General features: G+C 70.5%; 11 protein-coding genes. 5 read left to right on the top strand and 6 right to left on the bottom strand.

Features of this window, described 5'->3' with window-relative positions; translation table 11 throughout:
• Positions 1-10 precede the first annotated feature (10 nt).
• Positions 11-3,475 carry a chromosome segregation protein SMC gene (smc, locus tag MTBSS4_RS12725; RefSeq protein WP_173983779.1) on the top strand — a complete coding sequence of 1,155 codons (3,465 nt, stop codon included), beginning with the start codon at positions 11-13 and terminating at the stop codon, positions 3,473-3,475.
• A 50-nt stretch (positions 3,476-3,525) separates the two neighbouring features.
• Positions 3,526-3,963, top strand: coding sequence for a hypothetical protein (locus MTBSS4_RS12720; protein ID WP_173983778.1), 438 nt, complete (start codon positions 3,526-3,528; stop codon positions 3,961-3,963).
• Here the strand turns inward: MTBSS4_RS12720 and MTBSS4_RS12715 are convergent.
• A complete protein-coding gene (locus MTBSS4_RS12715) occupies positions 3,941-4,213 on the bottom strand; it encodes a BolA family transcriptional regulator (RefSeq protein WP_173983777.1) in 273 nt (90 codons plus the stop codon). The two genes, MTBSS4_RS12720 and MTBSS4_RS12715, sit on opposite strands and share 23 nt — an antisense overlap.
• A 158-nt stretch (positions 4,214-4,371) precedes the next feature.
• On the opposite strand from MTBSS4_RS12715, the gene MTBSS4_RS12710 reads away from it, so the two are divergent.
• Entirely contained in the window at positions 4,372-6,201 is a 1,830-nt protein-coding gene (locus MTBSS4_RS12710) for an aminopeptidase P family protein (RefSeq protein ID WP_173983776.1), read from the top strand.
• Here MTBSS4_RS12710 and MTBSS4_RS12705 read toward each other — a convergent pair.
• The gene (locus MTBSS4_RS12705) at positions 6,182-6,874 is read right to left on the bottom strand and encodes a class I SAM-dependent methyltransferase (RefSeq protein ID WP_173983775.1); all 693 of its coding nucleotides are present in this window, start codon (positions 6,872-6,874) and stop codon (positions 6,182-6,184) included. The genes MTBSS4_RS12710 and MTBSS4_RS12705 overlap by 20 nt on opposite strands.
• A gap of 125 nt (positions 6,875-6,999) precedes the next feature.
• On the opposite strand from MTBSS4_RS12705, the gene MTBSS4_RS12700 reads away from it, so the two are divergent.
• Complete coding sequence (locus MTBSS4_RS12700) at positions 7,000-7,806, top strand: glucosamine-6-phosphate deaminase (RefSeq protein WP_173983774.1); 807 nt, start codon at positions 7,000-7,002, stop codon at positions 7,804-7,806.
• Between the two features lie 43 nt (positions 7,807-7,849).
• Positions 7,850-9,127: an alpha-glucosidase/alpha-galactosidase gene (locus tag MTBSS4_RS12695; protein WP_173983773.1), complete on the top strand. Its 1,278-nt coding sequence runs from the start codon at positions 7,850-7,852 to the stop codon at positions 9,125-9,127.
• A 27-nt stretch (positions 9,128-9,154) separates the two neighbouring features.
• Here MTBSS4_RS12695 and MTBSS4_RS12690 read toward each other — a convergent pair whose 3' ends face one another.
• The 4 genes from MTBSS4_RS12690 to MTBSS4_RS12675 all read right to left on the bottom strand — a co-directional run bounded on the left by MTBSS4_RS12690 (position 9,155) and on the right by MTBSS4_RS12675 (position 14,260).
• A complete protein-coding gene (locus MTBSS4_RS12690) occupies positions 9,155-10,654 on the bottom strand; it encodes a DnaJ domain-containing protein (protein WP_173983772.1) in 1,500 nt (499 codons plus the stop codon).
• Positions 10,655-10,723: 69 nt separating this feature from the next.
• Positions 10,724-12,439, bottom strand: coding sequence for a DNA polymerase III (locus MTBSS4_RS22735; RefSeq protein ID WP_173983771.1), 1,716 nt, complete (start codon positions 12,437-12,439; stop codon positions 10,724-10,726).
• Positions 12,440-12,467: 28 nt separating this feature from the next.
• Positions 12,468-13,265: a MinD/ParA family protein gene (locus MTBSS4_RS12680; RefSeq protein ID WP_173983770.1), complete on the bottom strand. Its 798-nt coding sequence runs from the start codon at positions 13,263-13,265 to the stop codon at positions 12,468-12,470.
• Positions 13,262-14,260, bottom strand: coding sequence for a GTP-binding protein (locus tag MTBSS4_RS12675; RefSeq protein WP_173983769.1), 999 nt, complete (start codon positions 14,258-14,260; stop codon positions 13,262-13,264). The genes MTBSS4_RS12680 and MTBSS4_RS12675 overlap by 4 nt, the downstream gene beginning before the upstream one ends.
• Between the last annotated feature and the right edge of the window lie 3 nt (positions 14,261-14,263).

Here is a 14,263-nt window from a genome sequence, read left to right as displayed (position 1 = left end):
CTCTCCGGGCTTGATCCAGTTCACCAAGCTGCGTCTGTCGGGTTTCAAGTCGTTCGTCGATCAGACCGAACTGCTGATCGAGCCCGGCATGACCGGCGTGGTCGGTCCCAATGGCTGCGGCAAGTCCAACCTGATCGAGGCGCTGCGCTGGGTGATGGGCGAGACCTCGGCGCGGCAGATGCGCGGCGGCGAGATGGACGACGTCATCTTCGGCGGCACGTCGTCGCGCCCGGCCCGCAATATCGCCGAGGTCGGCCTGGTGCTGGACAACGGCGACCGCACCGCGCCCCCCCAGTACGACCATGACGAGATCGAGATCATGCGGCGCATCGAGCGCGGCAGCGGTTCGCTCTACCGTCTGAACGGCCGCGAGGTCCGCGCCCGCGACGTTCAGCTGCTGTTCGCCGATGCCGCCACCGGGGCGCGCTCGTCCGGCCTGGTCAGCCAGGGGCGGGTCGGGGCCCTGATCAATGCCCGCCCGGCGGACCGGCGGCTGCTGCTGGAGGAGGCGGCCGGCATCTCCGGCCTTTATTCCCGCCGGCACGAGGCGGAATTGCGCCTCAAGAACGCCGAGACCAATCTGGACCGCCTCGACGACGTGCTGCTGACCCTGGACGAGCAGTTGCGCTCGCTGCAAAAGCAGGCCCGTCAGGCCAACCGCTATCGCACCTTGTCCGAGCAGATTCGCCGCATCGAGGCGCAGGTGCTCTATCTCGGCTGGCTGGAGGCGCTGGCGGTGGTCGATGCCGCCCGGTCCGCCTTCCGCGACTCCGAAATGCGGGTGGAGGAGGCGGCCGAACTGGCGGCGGTGGCCGCGACCCGTCAGGCGGAACTGGCCGCCGGCCTGCCCGAACTGCGCCGCGCCGATGCCGAGGCCAACGCCGCCCTGCAAAAGGCGATGGCCGAGCGCGAGCAGTTGGAGGCCGAAGCCGGCCGTCTGGCCGAGACCCGCCGCGATCTGGAGGCCCGCCTCGCCCAGGCCGGCACCGATCTTCAGCGCGAACATGCCCGCGCCGCCGACGCCGAACAGGCCGTCGCCCGGCTGGACGACGAAAGCCGCGCCCTGGTCGCCGCCGCGTCGGGAGAGGCAGAATCCCGCGCCGCCGCCGAGGATGCCGTCGATCTGGCCGCCGGGGCCGTGGCCGAGGTGGAGCAGGACCTGTCGGCGTTGATGGAGGAGGTCGCCAGCCACGACGCCGGGCGCGCCGCCGCGCTGCGGCGCCTGACCGAGACCGAGACCCGCCGCGACCGCCTGACCGAACGTCACGATCAGCTGAACGCCCAGCGCGCCGCCATCGAGGCCGAAAGCATCGACCGGGCCGAGCTGACCGCGGTGGAAATGGACCTGGAAGGGGCGCTGGAATACCTGGAGGAATCCCGCGAGGCGGCCGAGGCCACCGACCGCGACCGGGTCCGCGCCCAGGCCGCCCGCGATTCCGCCCGCGACGCCTTTCAGGCCAAGGTCGCCGCCCGTTCGCGCCTTCAGGCCGAGGCCGACGCCCTGAAGCAGGTTCTGGCCCAGGCCCGCCCGGGCGATCATCGCCCGGTGCTGGAGGACACCTCCGCCATGTCCGGGTTCGAGCCGGCCCTGGCCGCCGCCCTGGGCGACGATCTCGGCGCTTCGGCCGATAGGGCGGCTCCCTTGCGCTGGGACCTGCTGGAGCCGCTCGGCCATCCCCCCGCCCTGCCCGCCGGCGCCGAGCCGCTGGCCCGCTTCGTCACCGCGCCGCCCCAACTGGCGCGGCGGCTGTCTCAGGTCGGCGTCGTCGCCGATGCCGCCGCCGGCGAGGCCCTGCGCCCCGCTTTGGCGGTGGGGCAGCGTCTGGTCAGCCGCGATGGCGACCTGTGGCGCTGGGACGGCTATGTCGCCCGTGCCGGCGCTCCCAGCCCGATGGCGCTGCGTCTCGCCCAGCGCAACCGTTTGCGCGAACTGGATGCCCGGCTCGACGATGCCGCCATGGGAGTGGAGGAGGCGGAAGAGGCGGTGGAGGCCGCCACCCGGGCGGTCGAGTGCGCCACCGAGGCCGAACGCCGCGCCAAGGAGGCCGTCCGTCAGTCCGAGGCCGAGACCGCCAAGGCCCGCGACGCCCATGCCCGGCTGTCGCAACGCTTCGCCGCCTATGAATCGAGACTGGCCGCCGCCGCCCAGCAAGGCGAGACGGTGGCGGCCGACCTTGCCCTGGCCGAGGCCGACCTGGCCGAGGCGCGGGCGGCGGTGGCGGCCTTTCCCCAATCCCACGACGGCCGCGACCGCGTCGCCGCGCTCCGCGCCACCCTGGCGGAACGGCGTTCGGCCCTGGTGGAGGCGCGCTCCGAGCTGGATCGTCTGATCCGCGAGACGGGGGAACGGGCGCGGCGGCTCGACGCCCTGGCCGCCGACGTCCAGTCGTGGCGGCGGCGCGCCGATTCCGCCCGCCAGCATGTGGAGGAACTGGAGGAGCGGCGGGAAGCGGTGCTGGCCGAGATCGAACGGCTGGCGAGCCTGCCCGACACCATCGCCCGGCGCCGCGACGAGTTGCTGGACCGCATGGAGGCGGCCGAGGCCGCCCGCAAGGCCAGCGCCGATGCCCTGGTGGGCGCCGAACAGGGGCTGGCCGAGGCCGACCGCCAATCCCGCGCCGCCGAGGGCCAACTGGCCGCCGCCCGCGAGGACCGCATCCGCCGCGAGGCCGCCGTCGCCGCCGCCGACCAGTCCTGCCGCGCCGTGGCTGCGCGCATCAACGAGCGTCTCGACATGACGCCGGAGCAATTGCGCGAGACCGCCGGCCTGGTCGAAAGCGAGCGCCCCGACCCCGAGGAACTGGGCCGTAAGCTCGACCGTCTGCTGCGCGAGCGCGACGGCATGGGGCCGGTTAACCTGCGCGCCGAGCAGGAGGTGGAGGAATTGCAGGCCCGCATCGCCGGCATGGTGGCGGAAAAGGACGATCTGGTGGCCGCCATCGCCAAGCTGCGCCACGCCATCGGTGAACTGAACCGCGAAGGCCGCGAGAAGCTGCTGGCCTCGTTCCAGGCGGTGGACCAGCATTTCCGCGACCTGTTCGTCAAGCTGTTCGGCGGCGGCCGCGCCCATCTGGCGCTGACCGAATCCGCCGATCCGCTGGAGGCCGGGCTGGAGATCATGGCCAGCCCGCCGGGCAAGCGCTTGCAGCAATTGTCCCTGCTGTCGGGCGGCGAGCAGGCGCTGACCGCCCTGGCGCTGCTGTTCGCGGTGTTCATGACCAATCCGGCGCCGATCTGCGTCCTGGACGAGGTCGACGCGCCGCTGGACGACGCCAATGTCGACCGTTTCTGCTCGCTGGTGGAAGGCATCGCCCGGGCGACCCGCACCCGCTTCCTCATCGTCACCCACCACCGCATGAGCATGGCCCGCATGGACCGCCTCTACGGCGTCACCATGGCCGAGCGCGGCGTGTCGCAACTGGTCTCGGTCGATCTGGCCCAGGCGGAGGCGCTGCGCGACAAGGTGGTGGCGTGACGGCGCATGGGCGTGTCGCTGGTCGATGATTTCATGCTATGATTGCCGCCATGGACATGACCTCACATCCCGAGGACGACGTTCGTCTCATCCTCGATGAAATGCGGTCGATGCGGGCCGAGATTCAGGCGCTGCACCGGGAAACGCGGGCCGCCCTGGCCGGCATCCGCGAGATGGTCGACGAACTCCATCGCATCGAGCGTACCGAGGCCGCCATCGAATCCGAACTGGGCGACGTCACCGGACGGATCGATCAGGCCTTCGGCACGCAATGCTCGCTCGACACCTGCGAGAAATGCGGCTCGATGGTGGAGCGCCATCCGGCCGAGAGCGGCGTCCTGGTGATCTGCAACGCTTGCGGCCATACCGCCTTCTGCGATCGCCGCACCATCCCGGACCGCCGGAACTTCCAGCGCGATGTGGACGAAGGCGCCCCGTCCGCGATGGTCGATCCGGTCGGCTGGGTCAGCGATCCTCCGCCGGAGTAAGGGTGCTCAGCGCCAGGGCGTGGACCCGTCCGGCCAGTTCTTCGGCCAGCAGGGAATTGACCATGCGATGGCGCTCGACCCGGCTCTTGCCGGCGAAGGCGTCGGATACCACCACGATGCTGAGGTGGCTTTCGCCCAGGGGATTGTGGCCGGCATGGCCGGCATGGCGATGGGAATCGTCGGTGATGGCAAGCCGGACGGGGTTCAGCCCGTCTTCGAGCTTCTTGCGGATAAGTGGCGAGACCTGCATGTGATGGCCCTTCGGATATGGCGCGGCCATCCCCAAGTGGGGCCAAAGCCATCCGGTGTCAAGGATGACGGGGCATGCAATCGGCCTCTATTCCCGTCCGCTCCGATCAACTATCTATACCGAAGGCCATGCCGGCGCGGCGCAGCGAAGCGAGTGTCATGATGAACGATGCCGATCCCATTGCCGGCTCCGCCGGTCCCGAGCGCCTGGATGCCCTGCGCGCCGAGTTGCGGCGACGCGGCCTCGCCGGCTTCGTGGTGCCCAGGAGCGACGAGCACCAGGGCGAATACGTGCCGCCCTCGGCCCAGCGGCTGGCGTGGCTGACCGGCTTCACCGGCTCGGCCGGTATGGCGGTGGTGCTGGCCGAGCGGGCCGCCATCTTCGTCGATGGCCGCTATACCCTCCAGGTGCGGGCCGAGGTCGACACGCTTCGCTTCCAGCCGCTGCATCTGGTGGACCTGCCGCCGTCCCGCTGGGTCGGCGAGATGCTGGCCGTCGGCGACCGTCTCGGCTACGACCCCTGGCTGCACACCGCCGACCAGGTCGAGGCGCTGGCCATCGCCTGCGAACGGTGCGGCGCCCGGCTGGAAGCCTGCTCCGACAATCCGGTGGACGCGGTGTGGACCGACCGGCCGCCGCCGCCGCTGGCGCCGGTGGAACCGCTGGACGACGCCCTGACCGGACGGGATTCCAGGGCCAAGCGCGCCGACATGGCCGTCGCCCTTGCCGCCGACCGGGTCGACGCCGCCGTCCTGACCGCGCCAGATTCCATCGCCTGGCTGCTGAACATCCGGGGCGGCGACGTCGCCTATACGCCGTTGCCGCTGTCGTTCGCCATCCTGCGTGCCGACGCCTCCGCTGACCTGTTCATCGATCCGGCCAAGCTGCCGGCCGGGGTCGAGGCCCATCTTGGCCCCGATATCCGCCGCCATCCGCCGGCGGCGCTGGACGCGGCGCTGGATCGGCTGGGGGCCGGGGAACTGCGGGTGCGGCTGGACATGGCGACCGCCCCGGCCCATGTGGCCGACCGGCTGAAGCGTTCCGGCGCCCGCATCGACAAGGGGGCCGATCCCTGTCAGTTGCCCAAGGCCTGCAAGAATCAGGTGGAACTGGACGGCTGCCGGGCCGCCCACCGCCGCGACGGAATCGCCATGGCCCGCTTCCTGGCGTGGCTGGCCCGCGAGGCCCCGGGCGGCACCGTCGACGAACTGGGGGCCGCCGAGGTCCTGGAAGATTTCCGCCGCCGGGGAGAACGCTTCCGGGGACTGTCGTTTCCCACCATTTCCGGGGCAGGTCCCAATGGCGCCATCGTCCATTACCGCTCGACGCCGGAATCCAATCGGCGGCTGACGACCGGCGAGCTTTATCTGGTGGATTCCGGCGCCCAATACCTGGACGGAACCACCGACATCACCCGCACCGTCGCCATCGGCCGGCCGGGCGAGGAGCAGCGCCGCCGCTTCACTCTGGTGCTGAAGGGCCATATCGCCCTGGCGCGGGCGGTGTTTCCCATCGGCACCACCGGCGGCCAGCTCGACATGCTGGCCCGTCACGCCCTGTGGGCCGAGGGGCTGGACTACGACCACGGCACCGGCCATGGCGTCGGATGCTATCTGTCGGTGCACGAGGGACCGCAGCGCATCTCCAAGGTCGGCAATCCGGTGGCGTTGCGGCCGGGCATGATCGTGTCCAACGAGCCCGGCTACTACAAGGCCGGCGCCTACGGCATCCGCATCGAGAATCTGGTCTGCGTGGTCGAGCGGCCGGCGCCGGCCGGGGCCGAGCGGAGCCTGCTGGGATTCGAGACCCTGACCCTGGCCCCCATCGACCTTGCCCTGGTCGAGCCGGCCCTGCTGAGCGCCGACGAGGCCGGGTGGCTGAACGCCTATCACGCCCGCGTCCGGGCCGAGATCGGCCCGCTGGTGGAAGATGGGGTCAGGGACTGGCTGGATGGCGCGACGCGAACGGTTACGCCGCCGTCGCCGTGACCGAGCGGCGGTGGCGGGCGTGGCCGATATTCCAGCCCAGCGGCGCGGCCTCGAATCCCGCCGCCTTCAGCGCCGCCAGAATCCCGTCGATCGAATAGGTGGACAGCCCCAGCTTTTGCCGCGCCTGCCGGTAGTCGGACCGCAGGGTCTTGAACAGGCCGATCACCGCGTCCATCAGGAATCCCTCCTTCAGTCCGAAGCCCAGCAGCGCCAGGGCGTCATCGGCGATGGAATTGTCCGGCGCCAGGATATCGCCCAGCACCAGCCGGCCGCCGGGCTTCAGCAGGCGGCGGATGCGGGCCAGCAAGCCCGCAAGCTGGTCCTTGGGCACGTACTGGATCACCGAGATCATCAGCACCATGTCGCAGGTTCCAGCCAGCGAGTCGGTCTCGTCGGGAATCTCGATGCCGGGGATAGAGGCGAAGCGCTGCCGCAGGGTTCCCCGCCGGGCCGCCGCCTCGTCGAACAGGATTACCCGGCCGCCTTTGGCGGCGATGGCGGGCGCCATCAGCGCCTCGCCGCAGCCGAAATCCAGCAGGGTGAACGGCGCTGGCGGCAGCAGTGGCTCGATGGCGGCCAGCAGGCCCTGGTAATGGGCTTCGAGATGGCGCCGGCTGACGTAAAGCGAGACGTCGCCGTCCCAATAGTCCAGCCATGCCGCGTTGGTATCCATCGAGTCTCCCCCCCCCTGTTGGCCTCAAGCATGGCGGAAGGCGGAAAGTCTGACAAGACGCCTATGGGACGCGCCGAAATGATCGTATGCTGTCGGAACGTGATCCTTGGGGGAGGAGCCAGTCCGTGCGCGTGGTCGTTCTGTCCGATGCCCAGGCCGTCGGTCTGCGCGCCGCCGCCATGGTGGCGGCGCTGGTCCGCCGCCGTCCCCGCGCCGTGCTGGGCCTCGCCGCCGGGGCCACCCCGCTGGCCGCCTATGCCGACCTGGTCCGCCGCCACGGCGAGGGTCTGGATTTTTCCGCCGTCACCGTGTTCGGGCTCGACGAATATCTGGGGCTGTCGCCCGACCATCCCGCCAGTTGCCACCTCACCTTGCGCCGCCACCTGATCGAGAAGGTGGATATCGCGCCGGTCCGCGCCCATCTGCTGGACGGCACCCATGCCGGCGACCTGACCGAGTATTGCGCCGCCCACGAGCACGCCATCCAGGCGGCGGGAGGCCTCGACCTTCAGATCCTCGGCCTGGGGGTCAACGGCCATATCGGCTTCAACGAACCGGGGTGCAGCCTGGGCGGGCCCTGCCATGTGGTCGGGCTGCGCGCCTCGACGCGGGCCACCAACGCCCCGATCTTTCCGCCACCCGAGGAGGTGCCGAGGGCCGCGCTCAGCATGGGGGTGGGAACCATCCTGGCCGCCCGCCGGGCGTTGCTGCTGGTGACCGGCCCGGCCAAGGCCGATGCCCTGGCCAGGGCGGTGGAGGGACCGGTCACCGCCATGCTGCCGGCCTCGGCGCTGCAAATGCACGCCGACGCGGTGGTCCTGGCCGACGAGGCTGCGGCGGCGGGGCTGCGGCTGCGCGCCGATTACGATGCCGAGGTGGCGGCCCTGGCCGACCTGCCCGGCATGGCGGGGCACTTCGGGCTGGCGGAATAGGACGCGCGTCCCCAGGTTCAAGAAAGCGACGGGAGAAAAGAGCATGGCCAACATAACCAAGATCGCCTTTCTGGGGGCGGGCAGCATGTCGTTCGGCCTCAGCACCTTCCGCGACATGTTTTCCTCCGACGCCCTGGCCGGCAGCACCCTGGTGCTGGTGGACCATAATCCCGAGGCCCTGGCCCGCATGACCGAACTGGCGCGGCGCATGAACCGCGACGGCGGCGCCGGCATGATCATCGAAAGCACCGCCGACCGCCGGGCCGCCTTCGATGGCGCCTCGGTGGTGATCAACTCGGTGGCCATCGACCGCATGCGGCTGTGGAGGCAGGATTTCGAGATTCCCAGGAAATACGGCATCCGCCACACCCTGGGCGAGAACGGCGGCCCCGGCGGCCTGTTCTTCACCATGCGCACCCTGCCGCTGATCTTCGACATCGTCGCCGACATGCGCGATCTGTGCCCGGACGCCCTGTTCCTCAACTTCTCCAATCCGGAAAGCCGCATCGTGCTGGCGCTGGGCAAGTATTCCCCCATCAAGGCGATGGGGCTGTGCCACGGCATCTTCATGGCGCGGGGCGCCATCTGCCACATCACCGGCGTGCCCTGGCACGACGCCGAATGCTGGGGCATCGGCCTCAACCATTTCCAATGGATGATGCAGGTCCGCCACCGCTGGACCGGCCAGGACCTCTATCCGCTGCTGCGCGAGAAGGAGCCGGGCTTCGATCCCGCCTTCGAGCCCTTCACCCGCAAGATGTTCAACATCTACGGCCTGTGGCCCAGTTGCAGCGACGACCACATGGGCGAATACCTGTCGTTCGGTTGGGAAGGCGGCGAGAAGGGCCACGATTACGAGGCCGATTCCCGCGAGCGGGAGGAACTGCAACGGACCATCGACGGCGTCCTGGCCGGCGGCCCGCTGCCCGAGGAATGGACGCATTCGGTGGGCGAGCGGACCAACGTGGTGGTGGACGGCCTCATCAACAACCGCCACCACTACCTGGAATCGGCGGTGCTGATGAACAACGGCACCATCCCCAACCTGCCGCCCGACCTGGCGGTGGAGGTTCCGGCCATCGTCGACGCCGCCGGCGTTCATCCGGTGTCGCTGGGGCCGCTGCCCGATCCCATCGCCAAGCTGGCCCTGATTCAGGCCGGAGTGCAGCAACTCGCCGTCGAGGCCGCCGTGCACGCCTCGAAGGAGCTTGCCCTCCAGGCGCTGCTGGCCGATCCGGTGATCAACTCGTCCGATGCAGCCGTCAAGCTGCTGGACGAATTGTGGGAGATCAACAAGCCCTATATCCGCAAATGCCTGTGATCCGTCCGCCGGGGCCGTATCCGGGCCTCAGTCGTCGGCGGCGAAACGGTCGGCCGGCAGCGGTTGCGGTTGGACCGGATCGTCGGGGGCGGGGGCCAGGGAGATTTCGGCGATGCTGGTCAGCGAGCGGACCGAACCCGGCGACAGGTACTTGAAGGTCAGGGTCACCGGCAGGACCGCCGCCTGCATGTCGTCGAGGAACACGCCGCAGCCGCGCGAATAGCGCGAGCCGGTGGCGAATTCGATCCGGTAGGTGCCGTCGGGAATGCCGCCGATGCCGATGTGATAGGTGGCCGGCACGTAGAACGAAGTGACGGTGTGGCCGGCCAGGGTCTTCAGCTTGACCACGCCGTCGCGGCGGCCTTCGTTGTGGACCAGCAGGCGGTGGTCGCCGGTGACCCGCCGGGTCAGGATTTCGCCGGTGCCGGCCGGGGCTCCCCGGTTCTCGGCGCACCACTGGCTCTTGAAACGGGCGCCCGAGCCGGCATAGAGCGAACGGGTCTCGACAAATCCGTCGATGCCGGACGGCGTGCGGATGCGAATCCATTCCGCCGAATGGGTCTCGTCGACGACCTCGACGGTGGTGAAGCGGTCCAGCAGGGTCAGCACCGGCGAGCCGGCGGCCGGGGCCATGCGCAGTTTCAGCCCCTCGACCGCCACATGGCGGATTTCCCCGATTCTGGCCGGACGCACCGCGATGCTGCCCGAGGTCGAGACCGGCTGATCCCATGGCCGGGTCGCGATCAGATAGAACATGCCGGCGGTGACCGGCAGGGCGGCCAGCGGCAGAACCTGGGCCAGGAAGACGCCGCCGCCCAGGGCCCAGCGGCTTTTCAGCCGGCGGTCGACCGGGACCGACCGGGTGGCGTGCAACAGGTCCTCGACACGGGCGCGGTCGTCGGGCCGGCGGGCGAAGCGGGCGGCCTGAAGCGCCAGCGAGCGGGCCAGTTCCGTCTCGCCCCGGGCCAGGAAGGCGCGGCCCTGGCGCAGCAGGATGCGGGTGTTCTCCACCCGGGGCTTGGAGCCGCCGAACAGGTTGCGCAGCAGCGCCAGCGGCGCCAGCAGCAAGCCGGGCGGCGACCACCATCCCCACAGCCAGGTGATGATCGAGGCGCGGACGGCGGTCTTGTCGGCGCAGGCCCGGCAAAAAATTCCCTCCAGCCGGCCGGTTTTTGCCCACACCAGGAAGGATCGCACCGTGTGGTAGGCCACGTAGCGGGGCTGGGCGGTCAGGCTGCCGCAGCACGAGCACGAGATGGGAATGGCTCCGGCCGGGGGATCGTCGTCGTCGTCGATGCCGGTCGCGCCGGTGGTGTCGTATTCGGCGCGGCGGACCACGTCCCGCAGCACGGCATAGGCTTCCAGCAGGCGCTGGAACTCGTCCCTGGCCCGCGACGAGGCGTTGCGGTCCGGATGAACGGCCTTCACCCGCGCGCGGTAGGCCTTCTTGATGGCGTCCATGTCCGCCCCGGGAGTCAGTCCCAGGGTCGCGTAATAGCCTTTGGGGTCGCGTGCCAGCGTGATCATGTCGGGCTTTGCATCAGGGGCCTGGAATTGGTCAAGCAAGGTCCGTGCCGTCGGCTGGGGTTCGCGGCATCATACCACGATTCGGGTGCCGGAGGCGTCCGTCGGCGGCAGATCGATGAAACCGCGTCCGGACTGAAAGCCGACATTGCCGATCACGCCGGTCATCTGGCCGCATTCGGCGAAGATGCCGGCAATGTCGCGGCGGATGTCGGACGCCAGCGGTTCCAGGGTGCGGACGATCAGGTCGAATCGCCTGGCCTCGCGGCTGACCAGTCCATCGAACTGGATACGCCCCAGCCGGCTCATGGTGACGTCCAGGATGAAGCGCTGTTCCTGCCCCTTGCGTCTGCCCTTTTCCCCCTCCTCGCCGGTTCCCTGGACGTAGAGGCGAATCGGTTCGATTTCGGCGCCGTGGGCGAACGGCATGGTGATGCCCTGCCACTCGCCGCCGCCCAGCGGCCGCTTGGCCTCGCTGGCCAGCGACAGGAAATCGGCCTTCAGCCGGTCGGCCAGATCGCGCCGGCCAGCCTTGTCCAGCCCCTTGACCACGTCGTCGCGGGCGAGGTGGCGGGCGTCGCCGGCCCTGACCGCGCCCGCGAATTGCGACATGGCCGCCGCCAGCTGGGGATTGGCCTGGGGGATCAGGCGGACCAGATGTTCCAGGGCCTGCCGGTCGGTCCGGGCCAGGGTGTCGGCCACGGCGGACAGGGTTGGCCACCCCGCCGGGCCCAGTCCCTGCGGTGGCGGCGCGGTGATCGGCGGCGGCGGCGGAATCGGCCGGCCGACCACTTCCAACTGCACGGTCCCGCCCGGCGGCAGATTGGTTCCGGCCGGCAGCGCCAGCAATCCGGCCGGGGTCTGGACCAGCGTCGGCCCGATCTGCTGCGGCGCCGAGACGACGGTTCCGCTCAGCAGGGGGGGCGCGGGCGCGGCGGCGGCCGGTCCGGCGGTGGGGGCGGATATGGGCGGCGGCGATGGCGGTGGCGCGCCCAGTGGCGTGCCCTGGGGCGGTGGCGTGGCCGCCGGCGGCGGTCCGGCGGCGAGGGGGGATGGAGAAAGAGGACTGCCCGGCATCGGCTGGGATTGGGGGGGCGGCGTGCCAGGTGGCGGCGGGACGACGCCGGCGATGCGCACGGTCAACTGGGTTCCGGGGACAAGATCGGCCAGACCGGCCGGCAGCGGCGACGATGACGGCGGCGACGCCTGCCCCGGCATGGCCGCATTCTGGGCGGTGGCGAGGGGAGGAGAGGCGGCGGGGCGTACCACCGTCGCGGTCAGCCCCGGCGGCGTCGCCGCCGCCGGCTGGCCGGGGCCATGTACCGCGGGCGATCCCGATAACGGCGGCGGCGCGCCCTGCGGCGTGCCCGGTCCCGGCGGCGTGGCGCGGCCGGCGAGCGGTCCGGCCATGCCAAGGTCGGGCAGGTCGGCCATGGCCGGAAGTTGCGGCAATCCCGGTTGCGGCATGCCGCCAAAGGGGCGGCCGTTGACGGACAGCAGCTTCAGCGCCGGCAGGTTGCCCTGCTGGATCAACTGGAAGGTCAGTTCGGCGCCCTGGGGAATACGGACATTGGGCGGCAGCTTCAGGTCGAGGATCTCGCCGCCGCCGGTGACCACCTGGATGACGTTCCGGGCCTCCACCGATCTGACGGTGGCGGTGACCAGCGCGCCGGCCGGCAGTCTGGCCAGCGCCTCGGCGCCCGCCGCCACCGCCACCACCGTTCCGGCCGGGGCCGGGACGGGCGAAGCGGCGGCGGGCGGTGCCGGCGGTATGGCGCCCGACGTCATGGTCAGCCCGGCGTCTGGAGGGGCGGCATCATCTTGGCCGGATCAGGCGTTCGACGATGGCTTCCACGTCGGCGGCGGCCTCGGCGTTGGGCGAGCGGGTCATGATCGGCGTCTGGTTGCGGATGGCCTCGCGCACCTTGAGGTCGCGGCGGATGACGCCGGCCAGTTGCGGCGATATTTTCAGGAACCCCTCGCAGGCCTTCAGCAAGGTGTTGTAGATGCGCTCGCCCTCCCGCGTCGAATTGGCCATGTTGACGACGATGCGCATGTCGGTGCCGGGCCGTTCCATGTGGGTGACCTTGATGAACGCATAGGCGTCGGTCAGCGAGGTGGGCTCGTCGGTGGTGACCACCAGGATGGTTCCGGCCTGCTGCGAGAAGTTGCGCGTGGTCTTCTCGACGCCGGCGCCCAGGTCGACCACGACGCGGTCGTAATTGCCGGCCAGCAGCAGCAGGTCCTCGCCCAGCATCTGAAGCCGCGACAGCGGGATGTTGGCCAGCGTGCCCGATCCGGACCGGCCGGCGATGATGTCGAAGCCGCCGCTGGGAAACGGGGTCAGGGCCTGATTGAGAGTCAGGCGGCCGGCGACCACGCTGCCCAGATCGGTCTTGGGCATCAGCCCCAGCTGGATGTCGACGTTGGCGAGGCCCAGGTCACCGTCGAACAGCAGCACCCGCTGGCCGGCCCGGGCCAGGGCGTGGGACAAGGTGATGGCGAACCAGGTCTTGCCGACGCCGCCCTTGCCCGAGGCGACCGCGAAGATATTGCGCCCCCTGGCCCTGAGGGGCGGGCGCGGCGCGAGCGTGGGTGCTTCCATCGTGGTCATGATGTCGGTGCCTCGGTCCAGAATGTTTGGTCTTGGGATTCGGTGGCGACGGGCTGGGGCATGATCAGCCGGGCCAGGGAAACGGCGGAAATGGGCGAGATGCCCGATGCGACGTGGGGGCTGGCCGAGACGTCGCAGAACGCCATGTGGCCGGCATCGGCCGAGGCCAGGATCGCCCCCAGCCGCCGTGTCGTGTCCAGCCGGGCGGCGAACAGCCGGGTGGCGCCGATGGCGGCGAAGGCCTCGCCGATCTCGGCGGCCTCGGCGGCGTCGCCGCCGGCGGCCAGCACCAGGATCGGCTCGACATTGGCGGCTTCGATCAGGTCTTGCAGGTAATCCATGTCGGATTGCTTGAACGGGTTGAGGCCGGGGGAATCGATCACCACCAGATCGAACTGGCCGTTCATGGCGTCGACGGCGCGGGCCAGGGAATCGGGGCCGCGCGCCCGCACCAGATCGATTTCCAGGATGCCGGTGAAGGCGGCCAACTGCTCGACCGCGCCGGCGCGGATGTTGTCGCAGGTGATGACGCCGACCTGGCGCTGCTTCAGAACCGAGCGGGCGGCCAGCTTGGCGGTGGCGATGCTCTTGCCCGACCCGTTGGGGCCGACCAGCATGAACGGGCGCGGCGCCCCGTATTCGGGCAGGTGGGCGAAGCTGAACCCGGCTTCCAGGGCGGCGGCGCAGGCCAGGATGGGGTCGGACAGTTCGGCGGTGCGCACCACGTTGACCAGCCGGTCGGCAAGGCGCTGCGGCACGCCGTGCTGGGCCAGGGCGCCGCGCACCGCGTCGGCGGCGCCGGAATCGGTGACCTCCTCGATCATCTCGGCGATGGCGAGATCGGCCTCGGCGGTTTCCAGGGCGGCGGTGATGCGCACGCCCTTGGTGCCGGCGGCGCGCTGGGTCGAGACGATGATGGCGTCGTCGCCCAGTTCCTGGCGAACCATCTCCATGGCCTCGGACATGGTGGGCGCGGTGAAGGACTTGAGCTTCATCGC

This window comes from Magnetospirillum sp. SS-4 (assembly GCF_902729425.1).
In the GTDB taxonomy this organism is placed as follows: Bacteria; Pseudomonadota; Alphaproteobacteria; order Rhodospirillales; family Magnetospirillaceae; genus Phaeospirillum.
Note: the sequence above shows the minus strand (reverse complement) of the source record. Positions and strands in the feature narration are given on the sequence as shown.